Genomic DNA, 12,745 nt, shown 5'->3' with positions numbered 1-12,745 from the left:
CACGGACAAGACGGCGCAAGTTGCTGCCACCAGCCAGCTTCGAGAGCAGGAGCATGCTTTCCAAGCAGTTTCCATCGAATGCGGTACTCGTTTTGAACCAATCATGAGGCAGATTCCTGGAGAGAAAGATCGGAGGATTCAGTTGGGGCGCTCATGGCCCGCTGGCTGCTGAGCACCACGGATCACGACAAACGCCGGCAACTGACAGTGGGAGCAGGGTTAATCTGCTGATAACTAAACATGTTCATGGGAGAGATGCAAGCATCGGTGCATTTTGATGGGACGTTGCTGCCGACAGATGAACTTCAAATGGAATCACCAGTGAATCGAAAATCTGTTATCTTCTTGCAGCATGAATATGCCCTCGCTCCCGTTTCAGTTTGACGATAGTACGTCACTTCATCCGCGCCTCAATCGGGCTTTGATCCTGCTTGAATGGCTGAGTGGTTTGGTGGCCTTGCTGCTGGTGTTAAGCGACCAGGGGTTTGTCCGTCAAAAGGAAAGCTTACCCGGGCAGGAATTGACCAATTCTAACTGGTGGCTCCTGGGTTTGACTGCAGGCTGCCTGGCATTGCCAGTGGTGACATTGCCAATACGGTATTGGTGGAGTCGCACCCGATCGACTTTTCTGCGATCTCACGCGCTCCTTGTGACCATTACCGTGATCTGGTTTCTTGGAGCCATCGCCTTTTCAATTCCCACGGCGACGATGGAAGTCATTCAGGAAGAAATTGCAGGGACGCACGGCCCTGGTCAGGGGATGGTTTTCTGGACGGAATTGTTTGGGCTCTTGCGAGGGATTTCCTCGCTGATTCGACTGATCCGCTGGTCGACCGAAGCCGGTTTGAGCCCCGCCCTGGTTTTTGTGGCCAGTTTTCTCCTGCTGATTTTCAGTGGCACACTTCTGCTGATGCTACCTCGCTGCCGACCTGAAGGCTTGCCACCTGCAACGTGGCTGGAAGCCTTGTTTACCGCCACCAGTGCCTGCTGTGTGACCGGGTTGAATGTGGTTGATCCCGGAACATTCTGGAGCCGGACGGGCCAGTGTGTCATCCTGGGGCTAATTCAGGCCGGTGGGCTGGGAATTATGTCGTTTGGAGCATTCATTGCGCTGGTTGTAACTCGCAACATTGCTGCAAGGGAAGCGGCCACTTTTCGCGATCTGCTGGAATCCGATCGACTCGGCGACGTTTCGGGGCTGATTAAGGACATTATTGCCTTTACGCTGGTCATCGAACTCGTGGGTGCAGTGGCGATTTCCGGATTATGGAGCCATTTGCCTCTAGGCGAGCAGATTTTTTACAGTGTTTTTCATTCAGTCAGTGCATTTTGCAATGCCGGCTTTTGTCTGCATGCCGAGGGCCTGATCGGGCGAGAACTGCGACCAGAGGTCTGGGGAGGGATTGCCCTGCTCATCATTCTGGGAGGGATCGGCTTCGGGCCACTCCATAATCTGCGAGAGATAGCGAGCCATCAATTTCTAAAGATCTTCATGCCTCAGAAAATCCTGGCTGCGACAGGCCGCATGCGGGTTTCCTTAACGACCAGAATTGTCTTTCGAGTGACAATCGCACTTCTGGTGGGTGGAGCTGTCGTATTATTTCTGACAGAGCTGGGTCGTCCTGTGGCGGGCCAGACGATCTGGCAACAGATTGCGAATGCCTGGTTCCATTCGGTCACATTACGAACCGCCGGCTTTAATACCATCGATCATGGTCAGTTAACGCCTGCGAGCAAACTGATTGGCATCGTGCTGATGTTTATCGGGGCGTCCCCCGGATCGACAGGTGGGGGGATCAAAACGACATGTTTTGCCGTGGCGATCCTGACGTTGAGGTCAGTCCTTCAGCAGAAGAGTCATATTGAAGCGGGAGGCCGCACGATCCCTCAGGAGCAGATTCTGCGCGGCTTGTCGATTGTGGCCTTGTCACTCACGGCGATTATTGGCTGCACGCTTATCCTGGTGATTGTGGAGAACAAACCTGCGCTGTTTCTCGATCATTTTTATGAAGCTACAAGTGCCTTCGCGACAGTCGGAGTTTCTACGGGGATTACGCCGAGTCTGAAGCCCCTTTCGCAACTGGCATTGATTGCGACGATGTTCATCGGCCGAATTGGCGCCGTCACATTGATGGTGGCTCTGGCAGGTTCAGCGAGCCAGGCGGTGTATCGTTACCCGGATGAGCGTATTTCGTTGGGCTGAAAGATGAGGTTGCCAAAAAGTGGGAACCTCGCGGCTATCGATCATTCCTGAGTACCAGGCTGGCAAACGACACAGCCCTGAAACTGAATCGACTTCAGTTCCAGGGCTGTGAATTGTTTTACGCCTGTTTTTGGAATCAGGCCAGGAGTTGATTAGCGGGCCGCATCCCACCACCAGCGACCTTCAGGGAGTTGTGGCCTCGCTGCTGTTTGGGAGACAGTCTCCAGCTTTGGTGCCACCTGCTGTCGGTCTTTATCCTGTACCATTTGAGCAGCATTGGCGCGAACACCGCCAGCGACCTGCACAACGATATTCTTACCGTTGTAAACGCGGTGATTGACGACCGAATCGACTTCTGTGGGGACTGGCAGGTGTGCAGGGTCATAGCTTTCACCAGCAGCGAAGACACCATAATCCCATGAAACTTTCTGATCGAGTTTTTCATGAGTGATGATGGCAGCAGCCATGGCCAGTTCGAAGATATTTTTCGCTTCTCCGAAGACAAGATCGTTGGCAGCCAGTGTGTCGTAGTTCGTGGTGAAATTTTCGGCGAACTGGCGGTTTGTGGCTTCTGACAGACCTGTGGGCAGGTGCTTACCATCGGCTGTAAGGAGCTGATTCTCCGACTGGCACTTCACGGCTGTTCCAGCAAGCTGGAAAGTATCGCGATCTGGTGAATGCGAAATGCTCTGGCAATCGAGTGTCAGCCACCAGCGGAGGGCATCCATCGAACCACTCTTCTGCAGCGAAGGGGGGAGTAGATCGAAGTAGCTGGGAACTTCCTTGGCGAGATCCAGTTGATCGACGCCAACGAGTTTCATGCGATAATCCGCTTCAACCAGAGTCCGGGCGGCATGGCTGTCGGCTGGGATACCCCAGACCACAATATCCTGCCGGCCCAGCTTTTTCTGAAGCTGATTGACCCAGCTCTTCACAGCAGCAGGAGCCAGCGGCCCTTTCTGCTGAGAAGTCTCGGCATACTCCATGAGAGCTTTCACACCGGCTTCGCGAGTATTGATCGAGCAGCCGAAATCAGCAGTCCCCTGCGAGTAGGCACGCAAAACAGTGACAAAATCATCGAGGCTAAGGACAGGTTGCTGGCTGGATGTTCCAATCGCACGCCCTGCAGCATCGACAGACCAGCCTTCAGCCGGGCCACCCACCACAATGTCCTTATCTTCGGGATAGACGAAGACATATTCGATGGAGGTCAGGCCGGCAAATCGGCTCATTGATTCAGGTACTGGCAGACCATCTTCAAGCCGCTGAGCGACCGCCTGCTCAAGTCTCTTCAAAGACACCAGACGCAAGCCGCTGGATTGTTGAAGTTCCTGATTGACAGCCGGTGTGCGAACATTTTCGCGAAGTGCCTTCAGGGCGGTGCTGGTCACCTGTGTCTGCCGTTCCAGCAGGCCATGACCATCGACACGAACACCTGTCGGGAATGGAGTAATGGCACCGTCACCACCATCGATTTCATCCCAGTTGGTCGCACTGGTGTTTTCCATAATGATGAGTTCGAGTGTGCGGAAGTCGGGCTGCAACCCGCCACCGGCATGGGTGGCCCCAGCCGCAGCGCGACGGGCCGCTTGCCGGGCGGCTCGATCATTGATGCGACTGAGTGTGACGCGGGAAGGTTGGAATTCACCCGTAGCGGCCTGGGCGGCGGCAATTTGCTGCAGAAGTGCTGTACGTTCCTCAGGAGAGTTTGCTGTCAGTGCGAGATCTGTCGCCTGTCCAAATTCGCCCGCATTGAGATGAGCATTCACTGCGTCGCCGATAGCGGCCTGAGCAACACTCATCGAGGAGAGAGCCCCGAGAGCGAGCATGGTACGAACGCCCCAATTGGCAAGTGAGCGGCGGAGAGTTGTCGGAATCATGAAGATCATTTCCCGGTTGACCAAGGACCAGACCGAACCCAGTCTGAAAGTTCAATCAAAGACAATATGGATGAGGGTTGTTCATCACCTGTGGTGGATTCAGGAGTCAACAAGCCCCGCGCTATTCAGATAACAAAAGGCGGAATTACGAATATGGGCAGTATGAGCTGCCGAGCAGGCAAGAAATTTTCTTTCTCTAGTTTGTCTAAGTGCCCCCTCTTTTTGCCAGCGAATTTTCGCAGGCTCTCACAAGTTTTTGGGAGCAGTCGGTACGCTGGATGAGTTTTCTCCCCCTGCAAAATCTTTAGTGCTTGATTCAGGCAGAATGGATTTCGAAGGAATAATCGTCAAAGATAGAATTCGATGCAGAACCCCATCTGACTGACGTTGTGCGAGGTTGTGGAGTCAGAACGACATCAAAACCTGATGTCCTGTCATCGTCACATCGGCCAGACCTGCTGTCAGGGCGAGAGAGCCTGCTGGAAATCGTGATTTTTTTTTGAGGAGTGACCTGTTTTGCCGGAACTGCCGGAAGTGGAGACCATGGTTCGAGGCGTTCGATCAGCCCTCGAAGCTCAGAGACTCGTCGCTCTCAGAATTCTTGAGACCGCTTATCGACCGCTCACAATCCTTCCTGACGAGCAAACGGTCTGTGAGCGTGTGGCTGGCAAGGTGATTCAGCGCGTATGGCGGCTGGGTAAACGGGTGGTGCTCGATTTTTCGGATGAATCGACACTGGCAATTGAGCCGAGAATGACGGGCTTGATGCTGTTGGCAAACCCACCCAGTGCCGAGCACTTGCGACTGGAGTTTCGTCTGGCACCGGCGGACTCGCATCGTTCCCAGACGAAAGGAAAGGAAAAATCCACATCAGTCTGGTTCTGGGATCGTCGGGGATTGGGAACAGTAACCTGGAGACCGCCGGGGGAACTGGAGAAGCTTTTATCAAGCCATCAGATCGGGCCAGATGCGTTGTCGCTGGATGCTGAGGGATGGAAAGCGGCACTCGGAAAAACGTCGCGCCCGGTGAAGGTAGCCATGCTTGATCAGAAACTGGTGGCAGGAGTGGGGAATCTCTACGCCAGTGAAATTCTGCATCGGGCTGGGATCACACCTTTAACTGCTGCCCGTCAACTCCACCGGGATGAATGGGAACGTCTGGCAAACGCCGCCCGGCAGATCCTTGAACTGGCCATTCACTATGAAGGTTCGACACTTTCTGATGGAACCTATCGCAATGCCCTCAATAAATCGGGGGGATATCAGAATGAACACCTCGTTTATGCCAAGGCGGGTGAGGTTTGTTCAACATGCCGGTCGGGTGTGATCGTGAGGATTGTGCAGGCTCAGCGATCCACGTTTTATTGCGAAGCGTGTCAGACAGTCATGAAGAAGCGGCCCGGTAAACAGAAAAAATCCTGACATCGCATGCGAAGATCATGCGGCCAGAAATCTCGAAATGTGCGGGTTAGCGAAGTTGTATCGGGAGCGATACGACGAAACAGAATCTTCTGCATTCTTGAAAAAGGAAAATTCGTGCAGGAAATTGACCTTCAGGCATGTTAAAACATGTACTGAAGTGGTGAAGAGTAAGTCGGACAAGACAAACGCTGATTGAAGACTTTGGGGCAGCTCGCTGAAAGGTGAACTCTTTTCGGTGAGCTTTGAAACTTCGCACTGATTTGAAAACTGCCTCGTCGTCCAAAGCCGTTTGTCGTGATAAGGAACTGGCTGTAGTTCAGCCGGTTCCATGTGCCGTACTTGCCCGTTTACGATGTTTTAGATTTGAAGGATGATCATGAAGCAGGTTGTATTGAGTCTTGGATGTGCAATTGCAGTGGCACTCGTTTCTGGCTGTGATTCTAAGCCTGCCGCAAAGACGACCACTCCACCAAAGGCAGCACCTGGTCATTCTGGTGTAGGTGGCGAAATGGCTCCAACTTCCGAAAAGCCTGCTGCCGCCGAAATGCCAGCCGATCCTAAGCCCGCTGAAACCAAGCCCGCTGAAACCAAGGCCGAAGAGCCCAAGGCTGAAGCACCAAAGGCCGAAGAAGCCAAGCCTGCCGAGACAAAGGCTGAAGAAACTAAGGCTGAAGAACCCAAGAAGGACGCTGAAAACCCATAAGGTTTCTCAGTTCCTGCTCACTCGCAATCTTCGGCCCTTAAACTTTCTGTCGGGGCCGGAGGTGTTGTGAGATTCGTTGGGATAGCTGATCAGACCCTGCCCGGGAGTTATTCTCTGGCAGGGTTTTTCGTTGTGATCTGACTTCGGGTCACCAATCAGACGTGCGGCCCACGCAATCTTTCTATGAGACGATCTTTCCTCACATAATCTTTCATGGGCAAAAACTTACGGAAGCTGGCCGTCGACTACGTCAGACGAATCAGCCGCCCGAGGAGCATGGCCGGGATTAACAACGCGACGGTTCCAAAAGAGAGCCATGGATTATTCGTGGACCAGTGCACAACGACTCCACTGCAGATCACATAAGAGAACAGCAACAGTTTCACGGTGGACTGAATGATCTGTGGTGAGGGAGTTCGGATCGCCATCAGCATTCGTCGAATCGCAGAAAACCCGATGAGCAGGATGACGAACCAGGCCGTCTGCGGATTTCCTGCAGCGTCTGGAGATGAAGCGAACATGGCGCATAGTAATCCCAGACCGGCTGCCACGCCCAGCACTCCTCCGATCAGCGAGATTTTGGTCGAAGTGCTGAGTTGTCCTGGAACTTCATGGGATTCATCTCTCGCAAACAACGTCACTCCGGCAATGTATGTGCCCATGGCGAAGGCGGCCATCAATTGCGGCTGAGCAAAAATCTCAACGAAAGCGTTGCCAGCACTGGCACCCAGCAGCAGGTTCAAGCCTCGGCAAAGCCCCATATTGATAGGGCCCAGCCAACTCCCTTTGGTGAGCGCATCGTAAGAGACAACAAAGAATGCCAGAATTCCGGCCATGATCGCCGATGTCGGACCAGCGAGTAATGCAAGGCCAGTGCCGACAATCAACAGAAGAAAACCTGCCAGCAAAGCGGTACTGGCTGAAATTCGACCCGAGGGAATCGGTCGCTCGGGTCTTTCAATCGCATCCAGTTCACGGTCGAAATAGTCGTTCAGCACCATGCCGGCGAGATACAGGCAGCTCGAACTCCCCAGAAGCAGCAGAAACTGATTCACAGGCTGCAGAGATTGGTGGGAAAGGATAAACCCTGCAAAGATATCGGCCATGGCCGTGAATACTGCGGGGAGCCTGAGAATCTGCAGCCACGCCTTCATGAAGTGAATCGACCTTTCGGTGCCGATGGTTCTTGGAAAATGGGTTATTGCCATCACGATCTCAATCAACAGCCAAAAGCCATGAAGCTTGTTGATCTGGATTCAACCGCAGCAGGACTCGTTACGTACTGCCTTCCGGCCTGCTTGAGGGCTTCGCAGGCTCGGCGGGGCTGGCTGGTGAATCGGCTTTGGGAGTTGCGTCAGGGTTGGCATCAGCAGATTTGGTCGATGGAGCATGCACAGGACCCAGACGCAGTTTCATGTTGTATGTGGCCAATTCGACTTTCTGACCATCCGGTGTGACCGAGAAGCTGTGCAGACCAGAGGAGGCAAATGGTCGAGACTGGCTGAAGAGGCTGGTCCCGGTGGCCTTATCGATGACATCCATCCAGAGCATGGAGTAATGCACATCAGCCTTCTGTTTCCAGCTTCGCGAAGCAAACACCAGGACAGGAGCATCTGCGAGGCTGTCCATGGCCAGTTGCTGGTTCGCAATTTTGCAATTCCAAAGGAGTTTTCCTGTGGCGAGGTTCCAGGTGAAAATCTCACCACTGGCGCGATGGCTCGACAGGCTGTCGGCAAAGCGGGCGTCGCTGTAGCGGTTGTCATTCAGGAACAGGTAAATGCGTTCGCCATCCGTCGAGACGAACTTTTCGCCTCGATGTGTGCCGCGAGCAGAGAGTGGAATCGCACCCAGGCTCTGACTGGTGCCTGTCTCGGCACTTAACAGTAAAGTCTCTCCGGAAGGCTTGGAGACAAACCACGTGCCTTCCGTGATTTCGGAAACGGCAGTCCCGGCAGGAAGTCCCAGGCTCCACTCGACTTTTCCCGTGATTGGGCTTTCTTTGCGGATTGTGCAGTTGCCAGAGACCAACCCCAGAATGCTTCGCTTGGTGTTTCTGTCAAACAGGATCAGACTGTTGCCTGTCGTACCAATAGCCTGGTGTAGCCGCTGGGACTCCCAGGGAGTGGAAATTTCGCGACCATCGTCTAAGCGATGAACAGCCATCTGCGATCGTTCAAATGAGTAGATCAGCAGATAATCGTTGAGGACAATCACTCGACTGTCGGCTCTCATATTGATTTTCTGCCACCTTAAATCGCCAGTGACAGGATCAAAGACATCGAGAGTTCGTTTGCCGAACAGAACCAGTCCGCCGGGAGAAGCCCCTGCAAAGCGACCGCGAGCATTCAGTTGTTCCGAAGCCAGCAGCGAGATCATGTTGTTCTCAGTATCGATCAAGCCCATCGGGCTCGGTCTGTGGCCACTCCGGGCATTGGGTCCAGTCTCTTCCAGCGAATAGCTCCAGATCGATTTTTTCTCGAGCGGAGAAAGCAGCGTGAGGACCTGCTGATGCAGAACGTAGACCGAGTGACCAACGGTCAGTGCCACCGTATGCTGATTACCTCGATTGCGAGAACCGGCCAGTGATGGCCGCCAGTTCCACGCGGGGTTACTTCGATGGCGAAAGGCGATTTTTTGAGCCTGATGATCGACATCGTATCGGTAGGCCGAAATCGACGGCAGATTCGAAGAGAGAGTGCCGGTCTGCATCTGCTGCGAATAGGTGGCTCCCATGGTCTCCATACCCCACGGGGCCGGTGGGTTTGGTGCAGAGGCAACGACCTGATCACCATTTGCAGGAGTTGTTGTGGCTTCTCCCTGAGCCACCGGCAGAGTTGCTGGTGCAGGTGTGCCTGGCTGACTGGCTGGTGACTGACTGACCTGAGTTTCGGAACGCTTCAGGGCTGCGAGATCCTGCTCAGCATTTAAAAGGGCGGTTATCTTCGCGAGCCTTTCATCGAGGAGTGACTGCTGAGCTTCTAAGGAACTTGATTTCCACAGCAGGAGTTTGAGTTCGGCTTCGGCCAGAAGTTTGTTCTCGATGAGTTGATCGATTGCCGCAAGCTTCAAGTTCTGGGTGACCGGATGAAAATCAGCCAGTTCCAGCAGCAATTGAAAGTTCCGTCCGGCGATTTCCTGAGCAGGAGTTTTCTGATCAGAAGGTTCCTGTTTTGAATCCGGAGCTGAAGATGCGAGTTGTTTGCGGAGCAGTTCGGACCAGGCACTGGCGACCGCCTGTTGCTCATCAGCAGAGGCGATTTTTTCAGAGGACGACTTGAGTGTGGAAGAATCCTTCTGCCGGGGAAGTGTCATCTCCCGCAGTAAACCACGAGCCCAGGCTTTGCCGGTCAGGCGAATCGATGAATTCTGGTCATCCGGGAATGTGTTGTTGCCAAAGCTTTCGACAAATGCCGTCAGTTCATTGAAGAATTTGATATCGGGAGTCTGGCGGGAACGAGCTCTTAAACTGTGAGCGATGGCGAGCCCTTTTTCGGCTGTGGTCGAAGCAGCCCGCGATAATCGATCCAGATCGATCTGGTCGAAATTCCCCTCATGCAATCGGGTTAATGAGACCGTCCAGACAATGCGACGAAAACTTTCGGGAGTGAGTGGATAGGTCGAATCATCGGGTGATAGAGGTTCGCTCTTTGATGGACTGGTGCTCGTGCGATCTGTCGTGATCGCATCAGGCGGTAAAGCCTGCAGAATCCAGGCTGCGTCCAAAGTCTGAAAAGCTTCATCGAGTGCCTGGCGAGCTTCGCGAGGCCGTCTTTCGACTAAGGCGAGTTGTGCGCGCAATGAATGCATCTGAGGTGCGTTTTCTTGCGTGTTTTTCAGCCAGCGGGCCAGTTGAGGCCGGGAAGTATAAGTCACCAGGCCGTCTGTACTGAACGAGACAAGTCGATCTCCTGCAGCCACCAGATTGCCCAAGTAGGCGCTATCGTTGGCGGTTCGCCGTGTTCCTGTGATGCCACCATCCTGTAAATTGATGGAATAGATTCGTCCCTGGCGGGAAGGGGCAAGATATTCGCCATTTCCCAGAACACCACGTCCCGCCAGAAGATCCGACTCGGGAAGTTCGGTTGTCCATAAGGATTGTCCGTCAGCGAGATTTAAAGCTGTCAGACCACGTGGATGTGCCAGTACGACAGCCGTGGGTGTCACCGCTGCGACAAAGACATGATTTCCACGATCTATCTTCCATCGCTGGCGGCCACTGAGGAGATCAAAACAGAATAGGTGCTGGCTTTCCGCAGGAGCATAGACGACGGCATCGCCCATAATGCTGGGAATTGAGCCGTGCCATTCCGAGCCTAATGATTGCATACCCAGCAACTCAGCCCCCTGGTGAGACATCCCGCGCGTTTCGTGAATCTCGGAATACCTTTGAGCCCAGAGGATCGAATGCCGTTCACGATCCACAGCCACCAGCCACCCTAAAGTCGTAGGGCAGATGATGATTCCCTGGCTGGTGGCGACGGAATTGTTGATCCATCGGCGGGCAATATCGTCTTCAATTTTGGAATCCGGGTAGCCAATCAGTTGAGACCACTGCATTGAGCCGGACTGGGGATTGAGAGCGACTAAACGGACTTCGCCAGCAATTTCGCAGGTGACGAGGAGTTCGTCGCGATCGGGCAATGGGGCGCTGTGGAAGTAGCCACCAGCGAGTGGCAAGCCGAGTGAATCCTGGGCACCACCGCCACCAATTGTCCAGAGAATGCGTCCGGAAGTCAGGTCGTAGGCTGTCAGTCGGTTACTTCGCCAATTCTGTCCGAGAGGGTCTTGAATGTTGCCATTCATGGACCATTGATTGCCAGGATTGGCACGAGTAATGACGGCCTGATCCTCGACGACAAAGAGCCGCTGGCCATCGGACGAGAGGGAGTTGTAGGTCCCTTCGCGGAAGAGCAAAGTTCCCAGCGGATGGTAGTCTGCCGAGTCGCCATTATCGTCCATGGAAGAATCGGTGACCATTCCATTGCGGGCCATGCGGATCCCCGCCGCTCGATTGATGCGAACGTTCCCGCGAAAGGGGAGTGTTCCGTTGGCTGCAGGGGAATCGAGGAAGACATTTTCCGGGACCACGGTCATCTCGGTTTGCCATAACGAGCGACCTGTGCGTATGTCGTACACCTGGACGCCGCCCAGATCGCGGACAATCAATCGATCACCAACGACGAGTGGCTGATTGGTGAGCAGCGGGATCCTCCCTGATTCCAGCAATTCCTCGGTCATGGTGCGGATGCGCTCGAGCAGATAAGAACTGGTCGAGATGGGATGCGCATAAAGTGGCAGGAGGACGTAGTCGCTCGTTTTGGATGCCGAAACCCGGCCGCCAAGACCCTGCGGGATCCACTGCTCTGTCAATGACTGAGGTGGTGGTTCGATAATCGTATGCATGCGATCCAGCCATTGGAGTGGCTGGCGAATTTCTCCACTGGCAAGACTGGCTCCCTGTTTCCATTCCGGCCAGCTTTTTGTGAGGGTCTCGAGAAACTCTTTTCGGCCCGCATATTTGGCTGTGAGTGCGGCTCTCAATTGCCAGGGAGGGTTCTTGACGAACTCGGCCTGGGCGAGCCAGAGCATCTCATGCCAGCGACTGGCCAGGCCGTATTCACCACGATCGAGGCTTCCGAGAGCAAGTTCATCGGCAGCAAGCTGGCCTGCAGGTGTCAGCATAAAACGAGTGGCGACGCTGGTCAGTCGAGTGCGATCGCTGGTTTGCCGGGCTTCTTTGCGAAGTGCCTCGGCCAGTGGAGCGTACCGCTCGATATAAGTTCGTCGAACATTTTCGGGGGCTCGCAACAACGTCTGTGTGGCCAGCCACTTGAGAGATGTCCAGGTGCCATCCTGATTGCGTTCGAGCGAGTCGTTATCGTGATCGAGCACTCGTTGCAGGACATCCATGGCGGTTGCCCAGTCCTGTTGTTTTTCGACCCCTTCCAGTGCAGCACGATAAGCGGATTGCAGTTTCTGGTCCTGCGGTGCACGACTATCGATATGGTCGCGATCTCGGGAACCACGCTCTTTTCTGGCTTCATCGGGTTCGTCATCACGATCGACAGCCTGAGGGACAAGAATTCGCTGGATTATTTTACCCAGCGGGCCTAAGCCGCGATTCTGGGCATTCGCATTTGGCGTCTGATACATCGCCACGATCAGCAATGCGGTCACCAGACCTGCGGTCACCACGATCTTGAGTCGAGAGTTCTGATTGGTTTGACGCTGACCCATTCCTCATCCTTCTCAGAAACTGATCGTCCCGCTGAACGAATGACTCGAGAGACCTGGCCCGTCTGGTGCGGCTGGCGGCAAAACGCTGTTTGAAGCAATACTGGATACGAACATCCGGCTGGCAATCCGAGTGAATTCTGTTTTGGTTCTAACCCAGCCTGCGCAGGATCATTTGTCGAAGTGCAACAGTCACCACCTAGTACAATACCCAGGTGGATGTAAGAAGTAAGCACGTGAACTGACAGTTCCTGAAAAAATAGAGTTCGTAGCGGGTTCCACTGGATCTCGCTTGAATGTTGG

The 12,745-nt window shown here is 54.1% G+C and carries 6 protein-coding genes; 3 read left to right on the top strand and 3 right to left on the bottom strand.

What is annotated here, in order from left to right; all coding sequences use genetic code 11:
- Nucleotides 1–358: 358 nt before the first annotated feature.
- Complete coding sequence (locus A6X21_RS21295; protein ID WP_165603896.1) at nucleotides 359–2,203, top strand: TrkH family potassium uptake protein; 1,845 nt, start codon at nucleotides 359–361, stop codon at nucleotides 2,201–2,203.
- Nucleotides 2,204–2,355: 152 nt separating this feature from the next.
- On the opposite strand, the gene A6X21_RS21290 is transcribed toward A6X21_RS21295, so the two are convergent.
- Complete coding sequence (locus A6X21_RS21290) at nucleotides 2,356–4,083, bottom strand: DUF1598 domain-containing protein (RefSeq protein ID WP_068852509.1); 1,728 nt, start codon at nucleotides 4,081–4,083, stop codon at nucleotides 2,356–2,358.
- Nucleotides 4,084–4,599: 516 nt separating this feature from the next.
- Here A6X21_RS21290 and A6X21_RS21285 point away from each other — a divergent pair.
- Together A6X21_RS21285 and A6X21_RS21275 are read left to right on the top strand one after the other, a co-directional pair.
- On the top strand, nucleotides 4,600–5,505 hold the full coding sequence (locus A6X21_RS21285; RefSeq protein WP_068852506.1) for an Fpg/Nei family DNA glycosylase: 906 nt from the start codon (nucleotides 4,600–4,602) through the stop codon (nucleotides 5,503–5,505).
- A 376-nt stretch (nucleotides 5,506–5,881) separates the two neighbouring features.
- Nucleotides 5,882–6,208, top strand: a complete 327-nt coding sequence (locus A6X21_RS21275; protein WP_068852500.1) for a hypothetical protein — start codon at nucleotides 5,882–5,884, stop codon at nucleotides 6,206–6,208.
- Nucleotides 6,209–6,453: 245 nt separating this feature from the next.
- Here A6X21_RS21275 and A6X21_RS21270 read toward each other — a convergent pair whose 3' ends face one another.
- Nucleotides 6,454–7,416, bottom strand: coding sequence for a UbiA family prenyltransferase (locus tag A6X21_RS21270; protein ID WP_083233814.1), 963 nt, complete (start codon nucleotides 7,414–7,416; stop codon nucleotides 6,454–6,456).
- Between the two features lie 67 nt (nucleotides 7,417–7,483).
- Complete coding sequence (locus A6X21_RS21265) at nucleotides 7,484–12,445, bottom strand: outer membrane protein assembly factor BamB family protein (RefSeq protein ID WP_068852494.1); 4,962 nt, start codon at nucleotides 12,443–12,445, stop codon at nucleotides 7,484–7,486.
- Between the last annotated feature and the right edge of the window lie 300 nt (nucleotides 12,446–12,745).

The sequence above is a fragment of the Planctopirus hydrillae genome (assembly GCF_001707835.1).
GTDB classification, from domain to species: Bacteria; Planctomycetota; Planctomycetia; order Planctomycetales; family Planctomycetaceae; genus Planctopirus; species Planctopirus hydrillae.
This window is presented reverse-complemented; position numbering and strand designations above follow the sequence as displayed.

Bases quoted from the DNA above. Each gene is read 5' to 3' on its own strand.
- A6X21_RS21295 (WP_165603896.1), top strand. From the start codon at position 359: ATGCCCTCGCTCCCGTTTCAGTTTGACGATAGTACGTCACTTCATCCG.
- A6X21_RS21290 (WP_068852509.1), bottom strand. From the start codon at position 4,083: ATGATTCCGACAACTCTCCGCCGCTCACTTGCCAATTGGGGCGTTCGT.
- A6X21_RS21275 (WP_068852500.1), top strand. From the start codon at position 5,882: ATGAAGCAGGTTGTATTGAGTCTTGGATGTGCAATTGCAGTGGCACTC.
- A6X21_RS21270 (WP_083233814.1), bottom strand. From the start codon at position 7,416: ATGGCAATAACCCATTTTCCAAGAACCATCGGCACCGAAAGGTCGATT.
- A6X21_RS21265 (WP_068852494.1), bottom strand. From the start codon at position 12,445: ATGGGTCAGCGTCAAACCAATCAGAACTCTCGACTCAAGATCGTGGTG.